This is a genomic window from Streptomyces sp. NPDC048643, assembly GCF_040650615.1.
In the GTDB taxonomy this organism is placed as follows: domain Bacteria; phylum Actinomycetota; class Actinomycetes; order Streptomycetales; family Streptomycetaceae; genus Streptomyces.
In genome coordinates this window covers 58622-74796 of record NZ_JBEZHO010000026.1, presented here as the reverse complement: position 1 = coordinate 74796, position 16175 = coordinate 58622, and the positions used below count along the sequence as shown (strand labels likewise).

Genomic DNA, 16175 nt, shown 5'->3' with positions numbered 1-16175 from the left:
ATCTGACGGGTGATTTCCGCCTCGGGAGTGAAGGTTGGCTCCTCGGACGCGTACTTTTAGCGACAACACGCGTCTGTAGGAGCAGTCTTGGCACGCAAGATCGGCAGCCGGTACACCGCGAACCAGATCCTGGGGCGGGGGAGCGCCGGCACGGTGTGGCTGGGCGAGGGACCCGAGGGTCCCGTCGCCATCAAGCTGCTGCGCGAGGACCTCGCGTCCGACCAGGAGCTCGTGGGGCGCTTCGTGCAGGAGCGCACCGCACTGCTCGGTCTCGACGACCCCCACGTGGTGGCCGTCCGTGACCTGGTCGTCGACGGCAACGACCTCGCGCTCGTCATGGACCTCGTCCGCGGCACCGACCTGCGCACCCGACTCGACCGGGAGCGCAGGCTCGCCCCCGAGTCGGCCGTCGCGATCGTCGCCGACGTCGCCGACGGTCTGGCCGCGGCGCACGCCGCCGGCGTCGTCCACCGCGACGTGAAGCCCGAGAACGTCCTGCTCGACATGCAGGGCCCGCTCGGCCCCGGCGGCTCCCACCCCGCCCTCCTCACCGACTTCGGTGTGGCCAAGCTCATCGACTCCCCGCGCCGCACCCGGGCCACGAAGATCATCGGCACCCCGGACTATCTGGCCCCCGAGATCATCGAGGGGCTGCCGCCGCGCGCCGCCGTCGACATCTACGCCCTGGCCACCGTGCTCTACGAGCTGCTCGCCGGGTTCACGCCCTTCGGCGGCGGTCACCCCGGCGCCGTCCTGCGCCGCCACGTCACGGAGACCGTCGTCCCGCTCCCCGGCATTCCGGACGAGCTGTGGCAGCTCATCGTCCAGTGCCTCGCCAAGGCGCCCGCCTCCCGGCTGCGCGCCTCCGAGCTGGGCGCCCGGCTCCGGGAGCAGCTGCCGCTGCTGGCCGGGATGCCCCCGCTGGACGTGGACTCGCCGGACGCGGAGGACGAGGAGGCGGACGAGGAGCGCCAGCAGAGCGACGAGAGCGCGGAGCCGTCCGAGCCCGCCGGTGAGCGGGTACGGCGTGGGGCCGTGCCGCTCGTGCCGGGGGCCGCGCCCGACTCCAACCGCGACACCCACACCTCGATGCGGGTGCCGGCGCCCGACGAACTGGCCGGCGGGGCTCGCGGCACCGCGCGGGCGCCCCGGGCCGCCGGTGCGCCCCGGCCCGGGTCCGCACGGCACCGTGCCTCCGCCCGGCGGCGGCGGATCACGCTGGGGGCGGCGGCGGTCGCGCTCGTCGCCGCGGTGGGGGTCGGCACCTGGCTCGCCACCTCCGGCGACGACGCGGGCACGAACCCCCAGGACACCAAGAACTCGGCCCCGTCGTCCCCGTGACCCCGGTGTGAGACCCGTTCCCGGGGGCGCTGCCCCCGGACCCCCGGGTATCGGGACGGGGAGGGGCGGAGGGAGCGGGGAGGGCTTTGGTGGTGGCTCGGCGCAAGGCCCCCCAGGGGACGAGGGCGGGCCCGGTTGTCGTAGCCGTTACGCTGGAGGCGTGGCAGTCGTCGATGTATCCGAAGAGCTCAAGTCCCTCTCCTCGACCATGGAGTCGATCGAGGCCGTCCTGGACCTCGACAAGCTGAGGGCAGATGTCGCCGTGCTCGAGGAGCAGGCGGCCGCGCCGTCCCTGTGGGACGACCCCGACGAGGCGCAGAAGATCACCAGCAAGCTCAGCCACCTCCAGGCGGAGGTCAGGAAGGCCGAGGCGCTCCGCGGACGCATCGACGATCTGAGTGTGCTCTTCGAGATGGCCGAGGAGGAGGACGACCCGGACACCCGCGCCGAGGCCGAGACCGAGCTCACGGCCGTCAAGAAGGCGCTGGACGAGATGGAGGTCCGCACCCTCCTGTCCGGCGAGTACGACTCCCGCGAGGCCGTCGTCACCATCCGCGCCGAGGCCGGCGGTGTCGACGCCTCCGACTTCGCCGAGAAGCTCCAGCGCATGTACCTGCGCTGGGCCGAGCGTCACGGCTACAAGACGGAGCTCTACGAGACGTCCTACGCGGAAGAGGCGGGCATCAAGTCCACCACCTTCGCCGTCCACGTCCCGTACGCCTACGGCACGCTCTCCGTGGAGCAGGGCACCCACCGTCTCGTACGCATCTCCCCCTTCGACAACCAGGGGCGCCGCCAGACCTCGTTCGCCGGTGTCGAGATCCTGCCCGTCGTCGAGCAGACCGACCACATCGAGATCGACGAGTCGGAGCTGCGCATCGACGTGTACCGCTCGTCCGGTCCGGGCGGCCAGGGCGTCAACACCACCGACTCCGCGGTGCGCCTGACCCACCTGCCCACCGGCATCGTGGTCTCCTGCCAGAACGAGCGGTCGCAGATCCAGAACAAGGCCTCGGCCATGAACGTTCTGCAGGCCAAGCTGCTGGAGCGGCGCCGCCAGGAGGAGCAGGCCAGGATGGACGCCCTCAAGGGCGACGGCGGCAACTCCTGGGGCAACCAGATGCGTTCGTACGTCCTGCACCCGTACCAGATGGTCAAGGACCTGCGCACCGAGTTCGAAGTCGGCAATCCCGAGGCCGTGTTCGGTGGCGAGATCGACGGCTTCCTGGAGGCCGGAATTCGCTGGCGCAAGCAGCAGGAGAAGTAACCCGCGCGAACGGCCGCGCCAGGGACAGGAATTCCCGACCCTGCTGCGGCGGCCGCTTTGTCGACAAGGCAACTGCCGTCCACCGGACGGCAGTTGCCTTTGTTGTGGGGGTTGTCTGGGTTTTACGTCACAGTCACATGTCCTCACGACAGGCAAATGACGCCGTTCCGGACATCGCGTACGCAACGACCTTGACGTTGCTGTGAAAACTGGGAAGGGTGACGCGTGGCATGCGTATCTCTGGGGCGCATGTGAACCGGGGGGCTGAGAGAGGCCACCTGTGACGCCGTGGCCCCGGGCGCTGCTCCACTGACGATCAGCTACTGGGGGTAGCAGGCAGATGACCAAGAAGACGCGGATCCGCGTGGCGCGGATAGCCGCCGGTGCGGTGATTGCCGCCGGTGCTTCGCTCACCGCTGCGGGTGCCGCTTCGGCGCTCGACCTCAATGTCGGCCTCAGCGCGACCACGGCCGACCCGGACCCCACCGACACGGTGACGGGTATCCCGACGAGCCCTGAGCCGACGGAGACGGAGACCACCGACCCGGCTCCGACCGAGACGGAGACCACCGACCCCGCCCCGACGGAGACGGAGACCACCGACCCGGCTCCGACCGAGACGGAGACCACCAAGCCGGCTCCCACGGAGACCGACCCGACCGAGGACCCGACGCAGACCAGCGGCACGGGCACCGGTGGCAACGACGCCGACCCCAACGGCGGGTCCTCCGCCCAGGACGAGGGCTCCTCCGCCCTCACCGACACCGGCTCGGACACCGCCCCGCAGGGCAAGAACGACGGCGAACTGGCCGAGACCGGTGCGGGTCAGACCACGTTCCTGCTGATCGGCGCCGCGACGATGATCGCCGGCGGCATCGGCTTCCGGATGCTCCCGCGTCTCGCGGGCGGCCGCGGCACCACCGCAGCCTGACGCACACGCGCACCACGAAGGGCCCGGAGCAGCTCGCTCCGGGCCCTTCGTCATGTCAGGGTCAGGTCATCGCCCTCGGGGCCGGAAAGGCCGCGAGAGGCGCACGCGACCCGGCTCACACCGTCTGGTGGGCCACCAGTGCCAGCGCGGCGACCAGCACCGCGAGCAGCGCGATCAGCGCCATGGGGTTCATGTTCCCGAAGGGGCTCTCCTGCTGGAGCCGCTCACGGTTCGCGCGGCAGACGCGGCAGCGGCCCTCACTGACAGGCCCCGCACAGTTAGCGCACACCAATCGGTCGTACGTCATGCGCCGGCCCTCCTTGCGCTGTCTCCGCGCCGCACCGACTCCTGCGTGCGCGTCGCTCTCTTAACGCTGCGGGGAACGCAACCGTTCCCCTTCCACTGTGCCAGGTTCCGCGGATTTCGGCGCGGCTCGCCTTATCCTGCCCCGCCGAGAAGTCCGCCAGCCGCTCGGATCGAGGAAAGATCCGGGGAGATCAAGGGAGAATCGGACCTCAGATCCGTGACAAAAAGTGCAAGCCGCGCGCAACCCCGTACGCCGACTGCGCTCGCACACCCGGTTCGCGTATGGTCACGCACACCTACCCCCGGCGACCCGTGGTGCATCCGTGATCCGATTCGACAACGTCTCCAAGGTCTACCCCAAGCAGACCCGCCCCGCCCTCAGGGATGTCTCCCTGGAGGTCGAGCGCGGAGAATTCGTGTTCCTCGTGGGCTCCTCCGGCTCCGGAAAGTCCACCTTCCTGCGGCTGGTCCTCCGGGAGGAGCGGTGCAGCCACGGTCAGGTGCACGTCCTGGGCAAGGACCTCGCGCGCATCTCCAACTGGAAGGTGCCGCAGATGCGCCGCCAGCTGGGGACCGTGTTCCAGGACTTCCGTCTCCTGCCCAACAAGACGGTCGCCGAGAACGTGGCCTTCGCCCAGGAGGTCATCGGCAAGTCCCGCGGCGAGATCCGCAAGTCCGTGCCCCAGGTGCTCGACCTCGTCGGTCTGGGCGGCAAGGAGGACCGGAGGCCCGGCGAGCTGTCCGGCGGTGAGCAGCAGCGGGTGGCCATCGCGAGAGCCTTCGTGAACCGGCCCAAGCTCCTCATCGCGGACGAGCCGACCGGAAACCTCGACCCGCAGACCTCCGTCGGCATCATGAAGCTGCTCGACCGGATCAACCGGACGGGCACCACCGTGGTGATGGCGACCCACGACCAGAACATCGTGGACCAGATGCGCAAGCGCGTCATCGAGCTGGAGCAGGGCCGACTCGTCCGCGACCAGGCACGCGGCGTCTACGGCTACCAGCACTGATCATCGACCACGGAAAGGTCTGAGGAAGACGCCATGCGCGCGCAGTTCGTTCTGTCGGAGATCGGTGTCGGTCTCCGCCGCAACCTGACCATGACCTTCGCGGTCGTCGTCTCGGTCGCCCTCTCGCTCGCCCTGTTCGGCGGGTCGCTCCTGATGAGCGACCAGGTGAACACCATGAAGGGCTACTGGTACGACAAGGTCAACGTCTCGATCTTCCTCTGCAACAAGAGCGACGCCGAGTCCGACCCCAACTGCGCCAAGGGCGCGGTGACCGCCGACCAGAAGAAGCAGATCCTCGCCGACCTGGACAAGATGACCGTCGTCCAGAAGGTCGTGTACGAGTCCTCGGACCAGGCGTACAAGCACTACAAGGAGCAGTTCGGCGACTCCCCGCTGGCCAGCAGCCTCACGCCGGACCAGATGCAGGAGTCGTACCGGATCAAGCTCCAGGACCCGGAGAAGTACCAGGTCATCGCCACCGCCTTCGACGGCCGGGACGGCGTGCAGTCCGTGCAGGACCAGAAGGGCATCCTGGACAACCTCTTCGGGCTCCTCAACGGCATGAACTGGGCCGCGCGCGCGGTGATGGCGATGATGCTCGTCGTCGCGCTGATGCTGATCGTCAACACCGTCCGCGTCTCGGCGTTCAGCCGGCGCCGCGAGACCGGCATCATGCGCCTCGTCGGCGCCTCCGGCTTCTACATCCAGGCGCCGTTCATCGCGGAGGCCGCGGTCGCCGGACTCATCGGCGGCGGTGTCGCCTGCGGGTTCCTGCTGATCGCCCGGTACTTCATCATCGACCACGGACTCGCGCTGTCCGAGAAGCTGAACCTGATCAACTTCATCGGCTGGGACGCGGTGTTGACCAAGCTGCCGCTCATCCTCGCGACGAGCCTGCTGATGCCGGCGCTGGCCGCGTTCTTCGCGTTGCGCAAGTACCTGAAGGTGTGACACATGCCAAGAGGGCCGTACCGTCAACCGGCGGTGCGGCCCTTCGCGTTGTCCTAGACTCACCGGCATGTCAGGCCGTGACCCGTTCTGCGAGCCCCGCCGCATGTGCCGCGGGGCGGCCCTGACGTTGGTGTTCGCGAGTGTCCTCGTCGCCGGTGCGGCGACCGGCTCCTTCTCCGACACCCCGCCGAAGACCGCGGCCGACGCGCCCCGCCCGACGCCGGCACGCCACCAGGAGACCGTCACCCGGGCCGCCGCCGAGGCGATGGCCGACGGCAAGTCCCCCATGGAGGCCGCCGAACGCGCCGTCAGCCGCAGCGGCGACCGCTGGGGCGCGGTCTACTCCCAGGGCGAGTACGAGGAGTTCGAGGAAGCGCTCGACGGCCGGTACACCGGCGTCGGCCTCTGGGCCCGCCGGGAGCGGGACGGACGGATCGAGGTCACCCGGGTCGCCTCCGGCTCACCGGCGGCCGCGGCCGGCATCCACGAGGGCGACCTGTTGCGCTCCGTCGACGGCACCCGCGTGGACGGCCGGCCCGTCACCGAGGTCGTCGCGTTACTGCGCGGCGAGGCGGACGACGCCGACGCCGGCACCGAGGTCGCCCTCGGGCTGGAGCGCGGCTCGCACAACTGGAGCCGCACCCTGCGCCGGGCCATGCTCTCCACGGACTCCGTGACCGTCGACCGGCTCCCCGACGACGCCACCGTGATCAAGGTCGCGGCCTTCACCAAGGGCGTGGGCCACGCCGTACGGACCGCCGTCGACCGGGCCCCCCGGGGCGGCGGGATCGTCCTCGACCTGCGCGGCAACTCCGGCGGCCTGGTCACCGAGGCCGTCACCGCCGCCTCCGCCTTCCTCGACGGCGGCCTCGTCGCCACGTACGACGTGAACGGCGCCCAGCGTGCCCTGCACGCCGACTCCGGCGGCGACACCGCCCGGCCCCTCGTCACCCTGGTCGACGGCGGCACCATGAGCGCCGCCGAACTGCTCACCGGGGCCCTCCAGGACCGCGGGCGCGCCGTCGTCGTCGGGTCCAGGACCTTCGGGAAGGGCTCGGTGCAGATGCCGAGCCGGCTGCCCGACGGCTCCGTCGCCGAGCTGACCGTCGGCCACTACCGCACCCCGGCGGGCCGCTCCGTCGACGGCCGGGGCATCACGCCCGACCTGGAGGCGGACAAGGAGTCCCTGAAGCGCGCCGAGACCGTTCTGAGCGGTCTGGGCGACCCTTCGTGACCCGCCGGGACCCGTCCCCGTAATCGGCTTTCCCCCGAGCCCCCCTGTAGTGCGAAAATGGCCAGCACTATGAGCAAGGGAATGTACGTACCGAAGGAGTCCCAGCCCAAGCAGGGAGGCCAGGCCTCCGGCAAGGCCAAGGACGGCAAGCGCAAGATCGTCGCGCAGAACAAGAAGGCGCGGCACGACTACGCGATCGTGGACACCTACGAGGCCGGGCTCGTCCTGACCGGAACCGAGGTGAAGTCGCTGCGGCAGGGGCGGGCATCGCTGACGGACGGCTTCGTCCAGATCGACGGGAACGAGGCGTGGCTGCACAACGCCCACATCCCGGAGTACAGCCAGGGCACCTGGACCAACCACACCGTGCGGCGCAAGCGCAAGCTCCTCCTGCACCGGGAGGAGATCGACAAGCTGGAGGCGAAGACCCAGGAGACGGGTCACACGATCGTGCCGCTCGCCCTGTACTTCAAGGACGGCCGGGCGAAGGCGGAGATCGCGCTCGCCCGCGGCAAGAAGGAGTACGACAAGCGGCAGACCCTGCGGGAGAAGCAGGACCGGCGCGAGTCGGACCGTGCGATCGCGGCGGCCAAGCGGAAGCAGCGCGGCCAGTGAGAGCGGCCCCGCGGGAATAGGCTGGCACCGTCGTACGTTGGTCACGTACGATGGCAACGCACCTCACAGCGGGTGTGGGTTCCTCTTCGGAGGGCCGGGCGTCACAGGATGGTCGGTTAAGGCGGCCTCCACCGACGCATTGAAAAATCAACATGGGGATGATCGGTTTCGACAGCGGCTGTTGAAGCAGGGGAAGCGTGTCGAGGAAGCGGCAATGATCTCGTTAACCATATGTCGCAAAAAATAATCGCCAATTCCAAGAGCGATTCCCAGTCCTTCGCCCTCGCTGCCTAATAAGCAGTGAGTGAAGGACCCTTAATGGGTGTCAGCCCGGGAGTGTTCCCGACCCGGATCCTGGCATAATCTAGGGGACTAAACCATCGAGCCCGGTCACGGGGTTCGCTGGGAAATCAAACAGTGACTGAGCCCGTCGGCGACTTGTTCGCGTGATCGCCGGGGCTGAGAAAATCACAGCGAACTGCGCACGGAGAAGCCCTGATTTTGCACCGTTGGACGCGGGTTCGATTCCCGCCATCTCCACTCATCCCATGTGGGCCCAGGCCCCCTCGCTTCCGAGCGAGGGGGCCTGTGTCATGTCCGGGGGCGAATACGGGCCCCTTCTCACGCCGTCGCCCGCGGCGCCGTGCTTCCCCGTTCCACCAGTCGTGGCGTCAGCAGGGTCGCCTCCGCGACCGGGGTGCCCGCCAGTTTCCGCATCAGCAGTTCCACCGCCCGCGAGCCGACCTCCGCCGACGGGATGGCGATGGAGGTGACCGGGACGCGGAGACCCTCGGCGAGTTCGTCCGGGCAGATCGCGGTGACCGACAGATCGGCCGGGACGCGCAGGCCGAGGTGTTCGAAGGCGTCGATCAGGGGCTCCAGCACGGGCTCGTTGTGGACGACCACGCCCGTCAAGCCCGGTTGCTCCCGCAGGAGTTGCTCAGCCATCCGGCGTGCCGCGGCGGGGGAGGCCTCGCAGGGGTGGACGGACGAGACGAGCCCGCCCCGGTCGGCGGCGGCTGTGAACCCCTCCACCACCCGTTGCGCGAACGCCGTGCCCCGCACGTACACCTCCGGCGGCGAGCCGACCAGGGCGACGACCCGGTGCCCCAGCTCCGCCAGCCGTTCCACGCACAGCTCGCCCGCAGCCCTGAAGTCAAGGTCGATGCAGGTGAGGCCCTCCGCGGCGGCCGGAAAGCCGATGAGCACCGACGGCCGGTCCAGCGCCCGCAGCAACGACAGCCGGGGATCGTGCAGTTGGACGTCCATCACGATCAGCGCGTCCACCAGTGCCGTGTCCGCGACCCGGCGCAGCCCGTCCTCGCCCTCCTCCTGCGTGAGCAGCAGCACGTCGTGGTCGTGCCGTCGTGCCTCCGTCACCACCGACACCGCGAACTGCATCACGACCGGCACATGGATGCCCGCCCGCAGTGGCACGACCAGCGCCAGCACGTTCGACCGGCTGCTGGCGAGGGCCCGGGCGCCGGCGTGCGGCCGGTAGCCGAGCCGGCGGATGCTCTCCTCGACGCGTCGCCGGGTCTCCTCGGAGATCGGCCGCTTGCCGCTGAGCGCGTAGGAGACGGTGCTGGGGGAGACCCCGGCGTGCCGCGCCACATCGGTGATCTTGACCATCAGGCGGACTCCACCTCCAGGGAAACGGAGCCCGTGCCCGCGGTGGCCCGCACCTCGCGCCCGTCCACGGCCAGCCCCCAGGCCACCGCGGGATCCGAACAGGACGCGCGCAGGGTGTTCCCCTCGCGGACGACGGTGAAGGTGACCCCGCCGACCGGCACGGTCACCCGCGCGCCCCGCTCCAGCCGGTACGCGTGCAGGGTGACCCCGTCCGCGTGGTCGTAGTCGGGCCGGTCCTCCACCGCCCCCACGGGGATCACCGCGCCCGGTCGCGCGAGCAGCGGAACGCTTCTGACGTCGTGCCGCTCGCGGACCCAGCGCGGCCCGGTCACCGTCCGGCCGGTGAGGTGGTGCGTCCAGACGCCTTCGGGGACGTAGTAGGTGACGTCGCCCTCGTCGCTGAACACCGGGGCGACCAGCAGGTCGGAGCCGAGCATGTACTGCCGCTCCAGATGCGCGCACCCCGGATCGTCCGGGAACTCCAGCACCATCGCCCGCATCATCGGCACCCCCTCAGTGTGGGCGGTGCGGGCGGCCTCGTACAGATACGGCATGAGACGGAGCTTGAGCCGGGTGAACAGCCGCAGCACGTCCACGGCCTCCTCGTCGAAGAGCCACGGCACCCGGTACGACGACGAACCGTGCAGGCGGCTGTGCGAGGACAGCAGCCCGAACGCGATCCACCGCTTGAACAGCGCGGGTGACGGCGTTCCCTCGAAGCCGCCGATGTCGTGGCTCCAGAACCCGAACCCCGACATGCCGAGGCTGAGCCCGCCGCGCAGGGACTCGGCCATCGACGCGTACGTCGCCTCGCAGTCGCCGCCCCAGTGCACCGGGAACTGCTGGCTCCCCGCGGTCGCCGACCGGGCGAACACGACGGCCTCGTGCTCCCCCCGGTGCTTGCGGAGCACGTCGAACACGGTCCGGTTGTACAGGTACGTGTAGTAGTTGTGCATCCGCTCCGGGTCGGCGCCGTCGGCGTACGCCACGTCGACCGGGACGCGCTCACCGAAGTCGGTCTTGAAGCAGTCGACGCCCTGGGCGAGCAGCGCCTCCAGCTTCGAGGCGTACCACTCGCGGGCGCCCGCGCTGGTGAAGTCGACCAGGGCCATGCCCGGCTGCCACAGGTCCCACTGCCAGACGCTCCCGTCGGGCCTGCGCAGCAGGTGCCCGAGCTCGCGGCCCTCCGCGAACAGCGGTGAACGCTGTGCGATGTAGGGGTTGATCCAGACGCTGATCCGCAGCCCCTTGTCCTTCAGCCGCGCCAGCATCGCCTCCGGGTCCGGGAACACCCGCGGGTCCCACCGGAAGTCGCACCAGTTGAACTCGCGCATCCAGAAACAGTCGAAGTGAAAGACGGACAGCGGCAGTTCACGCTCCCGCATGCCGTCGATGAAGGAGGTGACGGTGGCCTCGTCGTAGGAGGTGGTGAACGAGGTCGAGAGCCACAGCCCGAACGACCAGGGCGGCGGGAGGGCCGGCCGGCCGGTCAGCTCGGTGTACCGGCGCAGGATGTCCTTCGGGGTCGGGCCGTGGATGACGTAGTACGTCAACTGCTGCGTCTCCGCGCTGAACTGGACCCGGGAGACCGCCTCGGAGCCGACCTCGAAGGAGACCCGGCCCGGGTGGTCCACGAAGACGCCGTAGCCCGCGTCCGTCAGATAGAACGGCACGTTCTTGTAGGCCTGTTCGGTTGCCGTGCCGCCGTCCGCGTTCCACATGTCCACGACCTGGCCGTTCTTGGCGAGCGGGCCGAACCGCTCGCCGAGGCCGAAGACCTGGGTGCCGACCCCGAGGTTCAGCTGCTCGCGCAGATAGTGGGCGCCGTCCGCGTCCCGCATGATGCCCATGCCCTTGGGGCCGCTGCTGGTGAGCGTGCGGCCGTTCGCGCGGAAGTCGACATGCCAGGGCGCGGTCCGGTCCACGCGGACGGACAGCGCGCCCGCGGTGAGCGTCGCGTGCGTGTCGTCGTACTCCACCAGCGGCTCGAACTCGCCCGCCCGCAGCTCGAAATGGGGTCCCCGGGACCGTTCCCCCTGGAAGTGGGTGAACGTGACGCCGATGACGTCGGGCATCGGCGCGTGCGCGCTGATCGTCACGACCGGTCCCTTCAGCAGGTCGCCGCGGTGCCGGATGGGCTGCGTGGGCGCGTGGATCTCCAGGCCGCCCGGTCCCGCGGTCACGTCGAGGACCTCGACCGGGTGGGCGGCGGTGACACCGTCGCGCAGCAGCCAGTAGCCGTCCGTGAACTTCACTGTCGTACCCCTTACTTGACTGCGCCGACGGCGATACCGCGGGTCAGGGTCCGCTGGAAGAGGAGGAAGAAGACGATGGCCGGCAGGACGCCCAGCAGGGCGGCCGCGTTCGTCATCGTGGCGTCCATCAGACGCTGCCCCTGGAGGACACCGAGGGCCACCGACACCGTCTGGTTGTCGTTCGAGATCAGCATGACCAGCGGCAGCAGGAACTCGTTCCACGTCCAGATGAAGAAGAAGACGAGGAGCACGCCGATCGTCGGCCGGCTGACCGGCACGACGATCCGCCACAGCACCTGCCACCGGTTCGCCCCGTCGATCCGGGCGGCCTCGATGATCTCGCGCGGGAACCGCCCGAGCACCGAGGAGAGGAGATACGTGCCGAACGCCGCCTGGATCACCGTGAACACGATGATCACGCTGAGCCGGGTGTCGTAGAGGCCGGCCTGCTTGCTCAGGTAGTACACCGGGTAGACCAGCGCCTCCTGCGGCAGCGTGTTCGCGAGGACGAAGAACGCCAGCACCCAGGTGCGGCCCCTGATCCGCCCGATGCCGATCGCGTAGGCGTTCAGGACGGACAGCACGGCGGCACCGGCCGCCACCGAGCCCGAGATCAGCACCGAGTTGAGGAGTTTGCGGCCGAAGTCGACGCGTTCCCAGAAGTCCTTCAGACCGTCGAGGTAGAGGCCGTGCGGCAGGCTGAGCGGGCCGTGTTCGGCGTACTCCGCGGGCGACTTGACCGCGTTGAGCGCGACGACGACGAAGGGCAGCACCATGAACAGGGCACCGACGACGAGCGCCAGCAACACCGGATACCTGCGCAGCGCGGTCATCCGCCGCCCCCTTCCTCGGCGTTCTCGGCCCGCGACTGGAACCCCAGCGCGACCAGCGCGAGGGCGAGGATGACGACGGTCAGGGCCGTGGAGATCGCGGCGCCGTAGCCGACCTGGGTCTTCTCGAAGAAGGTCGTGAACGAGAAGTACGACGGCACGTCGGTGGCGCCGCCCGGGCCCCCCTTGGTCAGCACGTACACCGCCCCGAACACCTTGAGCGCCGCGATCGTGCACCAGAGCAGCACGACGGAGATCTCCGGGCGGATCTGCGGCAGTGTGATGTGCCAGAACCGCCGCCACCAGCCCGCGCCGTCCAGCTCGGCCGCCTCGTACAACTGCGGGTCCACGCGCTGCAGACCCGCCATGAAGACGACGAGCGGGAAGCCGATCTGCACCCACACCATCACGCCCATGACGCTGTAGAGCGCGAGGTCCGGATCGCCCAGCCAGTCCTGCTGCCAGGCCCCGAGACCGACCGCCTTCAGCAGGTCGTTGAGCGAGCCGTCCTCGGGCGCGAGGATCCAGCTCCACACGATGCCGGCGACCGCGATCGGCAGGACCTGCGGGAGATAGAAGCAGGCGCGCAGCACGGACGCGGTCCGCGCCCCGAAGTGCTTGCCGACGAAGTCGAACAGGGCGGCGGCCAGCACGAGTCCGAGCGCGGTCGGTACGACGGCCATCGCGACGACCATGAACAGGCTGTGCCGGAACGACGCCCAGAACTCCGCGTCGCCCAGCAGCTCCCGATAGTTGGCGAGCCCGGTGAAGTGCGGGGTGCCCACCCCCTGCCAGTCGGTGAAACTCACCCCGGTGTTCATCAGGAACGGCACGACGACCACCACGAGGAACCCGACGAACCCCGGGACCAGGAAGAGGGCGTAGGAGGAGCCCGGGCGGCGCGGGCGCGACGCTCCACCGCGCCGCCCCCGCGCCACCCGCACACTCCGCTCGACGGTGGTGGTCATGTCTTCGGTACGCCCTTGTCGTACGCCTTCTGCAACGCCGACAGGTAGTCGCCCGGCTTCTCGCTCCCGGTGATCAGCTTCTGCGTCTCCGAGACGAGGACGTCGTAGAAGCCGGCGACGGGCCAGTCCGGATAGAAGGCGAGACCGTCCTTGCCGGAGAGGGAGTTGAAGTCGGCGATCAGCGCCTTGGCCCGCGGGTCGGTCACGGCGGCCGGGTCGGCGGCCACCGGGACACCACCCTGGTTGCCGAGCAGGTTCTGGATCTTCTTCGACAGGGTGATGTCGATGAAGTCGTAGGCGAGTTCCTTGTTCTCGGCACCCTTGGGGACGACCCACAGATTGCCGCCGGAGCCGAGGGTGAGGTTGCTGCCCGGCCACAGGAAGGTGCCCCAGTCGAATGTGTTCTCCGCCTTGAAGCGGCCGTACCACCAGCTTCCGCTGAACAGGATCGGGCTCTTCCCCTGGATGAAGGAGACGCCCGCGTCCTCGGCCTTGAGGCCGGTGGACTTCTTTCCGATGTAGCCCTTCTTCACCCAGTCGGCGAAGGTCTCGGCCGCGTACGTCCAGGCCGCGTCGTGGAAGTCGGTCCGGCCCTTGTACAGCTCGTAGCTGTCGACCCAGGAACGGTCGGCCTTGGAGAGGGCCAGCTGGTAGAGGTACTGCTGGGCCACGTACTCGGCGCCCGCGTTGGCGAGCGGGGTGATGCCCTTCCTGACGAACGTGTCCATCGCCGCGGTGAGTTCGTCGACCGAGGTGGGCTGCGCGATCCCGTACTTCTTGAAGAGGTCCTTGTTGTAGAAGACCATCGTGTACTCGGCGTAGTCGGGTACGCCGTACCACTTGCCCGAGCCCATCACGCCGTTGGCGTCGTACCGGCTGATGGTCCGCACCCCGCCGGTGATCTTCTTGTCCCAGCCGCGCCGGGTCACCTCGGGCGTGAGATCGGTGAGGAGCCCCTGCTTCGACAGCAGGCCCGCGGTCGCGTTGCCCTTGTTGTACTCCATCAGGTCCGGCGCGTCGTTCGAGTTGAGGACCATGGGCGCCGTCTTCTGGATCTGCTCGAAGCCCTTCTCCTCGAACTTCACCTTCACGCCCGGGTGTTGCGCCTCGAACTCCTTGATGGCCTCCTTCCAGGCCACCCCCATCGCACTGTCCGGCCCTTCGTAGTGCCACAGCCGTAGCGTCCGGCCGTCCGACGAGCCGCCGTCCGAGCTGCCGCAGGACGTGGCCAGCAGAGCACCCGCCAGGGCCACGGCGGCCACCGCCGCACGCCTTCTCTTCGTCAACATCCACTGCCTCCATGGGAGTTGGATGGGTATCGGGAGCGTCACGCGGCGATTGTCGAATCGTTTCGATGCGTGACGTCGAAGCGCTTCGACGGGGGAAGGTAGGTGGGGGAGGAGAGCCCGTCAATGGGCTGCGCCGGAATTGGCGCAGGGGTTCGACGGGTCGGACGACGCGGCGGCCCCGGCGGGGACGCCCGCGCTCCGTTCCCCGGGCACCGTCCGTGGCCCCCGCTCCGGCAGGACGAGGTCCGCGCGTGCCCGGTTCCGCCGTACGGCACCCGGCCGCGCGCCCAGTGCGGCGACCGCGAAGGCGAGCGTCGCCGCGAGGACCGGCACCCCGTACCCCGCCTCGGGGGACACGTGCTCCACCACCCAGCCGCCGACCGCCGAACCGGCGGCCATCCCGCCCAGCAGACCCGTCACCGCCAGGGTCATGCCCTCGTTCAACCGCCCCTCGGGCGTGCGCCGCTGGACCAGCGTCATCCCGGTCACCATCGTCGGAGCGGTCGCCATCCCCGCCAGCAGCAACGCACCCGCGAGCGGCGGCAGTGAACCCGTCAGCACGACGGCGAGCAGCGGAAGCGTCAGCAGGACGGCCATGGCGGCGACGCAGCGCGGGAAGCGCCGCTCGGCGAGCGACTCCGGAGCGGTCCCGCTCTGCCCCACGGAGCCGTACAACAGCCCCGCCGCGCACGATCCCGCCGCCTGGAGCGCGAGCACCGCGCCCGCCGCGGACCGGTGACCCCGCGCGTCCGCGAACGCGATCGTCACCACCTCCATCGCGCCGAACACCGCGCCCGTCGCGAGGAACACGAGCAGCAGCGGAGGCATCCTGGGCACGCGCACGGGCGACCGGGACACGGTCCGCGGCCGGAGCGGTGGCTCCGTCGATCGCTGCGCCGCGAACAGCAGGACACCCGTCATCAGCAGGACGGATCCCACGAGCATGCCCGCTTCCGGGAACAGCGTCCCGGACAGGAGGGCCGCGAGCGCCGGGCCGAGCATGAAGCACAGTTCGTCCGCGGCCTGTTCGAAGGAGTTCGCCGTGTGCAGCGCCGCCGGGTCGTCCTGGAGCAGGTGGGCCCAGCGCGCCCGGGACATGCCGCCGGTGTTGGGGGTGGTGGCGGTGGCGGCGTACGCGGCGAACAGCGTCCAGTCCGGGGCGCCGAACCGCACGCAGAGCACGAGACCGATCCCGCCGAGCAGTGCGAGGGCCGTCGCGGGCACCGCCACCCGGGCCTGCCCGTGCCGGTCGACCAGGCGCGCGGTCCACGGGGCGACCACGGCCGTCGCCGCCAGACCGGTCGCGGTGACGGCACCGGCGAGCGCGTACGAGCCCCGCGCACTCGCGATCATGACCACGGCACTCACGCCGAACATGCCCATGGGCAGCCGCGCGACGAGGTTGCCGAGGGTGAAGGCACGGGTGCCCGGGCGCGCGAACAGACGGCGGTAGGGAGTGAGGGGTGACATGCGGCAACCCTCGCCCGGGGCTCCGCGCACGGTCCAACACCTGTTCGGTGACGATTGACGCACCTGGGTTGTA

General features: G+C 69.8%; 14 protein-coding genes and 1 other RNA gene. 8 read left to right on the top strand and 7 right to left on the bottom strand.

Features of this window, described 5'->3' with window-relative positions; genetic code table 11:
- The first annotated feature begins 87 nt into the window (after nt 1-87).
- From AB0C62_RS24630 to AB0C62_RS24620, 3 genes are all read left to right on the top strand, one after another.
- The gene (locus AB0C62_RS24630) at nt 88-1341 is read left to right on the top strand and encodes a serine/threonine-protein kinase (RefSeq protein ID WP_362976480.1); all 1254 of its coding nucleotides are present in this window, start codon (nt 88-90) and stop codon (nt 1339-1341) included.
- 160 nt (nt 1342-1501) lie between these two features.
- On the top strand, nt 1502-2608 hold the full coding sequence (gene prfB / locus AB0C62_RS24625) for a peptide chain release factor 2 (protein WP_081217594.1): 1107 nt from the start codon (nt 1502-1504) through the stop codon (nt 2606-2608).
- A 340-nt stretch (nt 2609-2948) separates the two neighbouring features.
- A complete protein-coding gene (locus AB0C62_RS24620; RefSeq protein ID WP_362976478.1) occupies nt 2949-3539 on the top strand; it encodes a hypothetical protein in 591 nt (196 codons plus the stop codon).
- Nucleotides 3540-3654: 115 nt separating this feature from the next.
- Here the strand turns inward: AB0C62_RS24620 and AB0C62_RS24615 are convergent, their stop codons facing one another.
- Entirely contained in the window at nt 3655-3846 is a 192-nt protein-coding gene (locus tag AB0C62_RS24615; protein WP_362976476.1) for a hypothetical protein, read from the bottom strand.
- 322 nt (nt 3847-4168) lie between these two features.
- Here AB0C62_RS24615 and ftsE point away from each other — a divergent pair, with 322 nt between their 5' ends.
- The 5 genes from ftsE (at nt 4169) to ssrA (ending at nt 8201) form a co-directional block, all read left to right on the top strand.
- Nucleotides 4169-4858, top strand: coding sequence for a cell division ATP-binding protein FtsE (gene ftsE, locus AB0C62_RS24610; RefSeq protein ID WP_362976474.1), 690 nt, complete (start codon nt 4169-4171; stop codon nt 4856-4858).
- Between the two features lie 33 nt (nt 4859-4891).
- Nucleotides 4892-5809: a permease-like cell division protein FtsX gene (ftsX, locus tag AB0C62_RS24605; RefSeq protein ID WP_362976472.1), complete on the top strand. Its 918-nt coding sequence runs from the start codon at nt 4892-4894 to the stop codon at nt 5807-5809.
- A gap of 67 nt (nt 5810-5876) precedes the next feature.
- Nucleotides 5877-7043 carry a S41 family peptidase gene (locus AB0C62_RS24600; protein ID WP_362976470.1) on the top strand — a complete coding sequence of 389 codons (1167 nt, stop codon included), beginning with the start codon at nt 5877-5879 and terminating at the stop codon, nt 7041-7043.
- Nucleotides 7044-7124: 81 nt separating this feature from the next.
- Nucleotides 7125-7658: an SsrA-binding protein SmpB gene (gene smpB, locus AB0C62_RS24595; protein ID WP_179165378.1), complete on the top strand. Its 534-nt coding sequence runs from the start codon at nt 7125-7127 to the stop codon at nt 7656-7658.
- Between the two features lie 154 nt (nt 7659-7812).
- Nucleotides 7813-8201: a transfer-messenger RNA gene (gene ssrA, locus AB0C62_RS24590) on the top strand.
- Between the two features lie 78 nt (nt 8202-8279).
- On the opposite strand, the gene AB0C62_RS24585 is transcribed toward ssrA, so the two are convergent.
- The 6 genes from AB0C62_RS24585 to AB0C62_RS24560 all read right to left on the bottom strand — a co-directional run bounded on the left by AB0C62_RS24585 (nt 8280) and on the right by AB0C62_RS24560 (nt 16102).
- Nucleotides 8280-9290: a LacI family DNA-binding transcriptional regulator gene (locus tag AB0C62_RS24585; protein ID WP_362976468.1), complete on the bottom strand. Its 1011-nt coding sequence runs from the start codon at nt 9288-9290 to the stop codon at nt 8280-8282.
- Nucleotides 9290-11545: an alpha-xylosidase gene (gene yicI, locus AB0C62_RS24580; RefSeq protein WP_362976466.1), complete on the bottom strand. Its 2256-nt coding sequence runs from the start codon at nt 11543-11545 to the stop codon at nt 9290-9292. Before yicI ends, AB0C62_RS24585 begins: the two co-directional genes overlap by 1 nt.
- Nucleotides 11546-11556: 11 nt before the next feature.
- Nucleotides 11557-12378: a carbohydrate ABC transporter permease gene (locus AB0C62_RS24575; RefSeq protein WP_267050975.1), complete on the bottom strand. Its 822-nt coding sequence runs from the start codon at nt 12376-12378 to the stop codon at nt 11557-11559.
- Nucleotides 12375-13343: a sugar ABC transporter permease gene (locus AB0C62_RS24570; RefSeq protein WP_362976463.1), complete on the bottom strand. Its 969-nt coding sequence runs from the start codon at nt 13341-13343 to the stop codon at nt 12375-12377. The genes AB0C62_RS24575 and AB0C62_RS24570 overlap by 4 nt, the downstream gene beginning before the upstream one ends.
- Entirely contained in the window at nt 13340-14632 is a 1293-nt protein-coding gene (locus AB0C62_RS24565) for an extracellular solute-binding protein (protein WP_362976461.1), read from the bottom strand. The genes AB0C62_RS24570 and AB0C62_RS24565 overlap by 4 nt, the downstream gene beginning before the upstream one ends.
- A 120-nt stretch (nt 14633-14752) precedes the next feature.
- Nucleotides 14753-16102, bottom strand: a complete 1350-nt coding sequence (locus tag AB0C62_RS24560; protein ID WP_362976459.1) for an MFS transporter — start codon at nt 16100-16102, stop codon at nt 14753-14755.
- Nucleotides 16103-16175 lie beyond the last annotated feature (73 nt).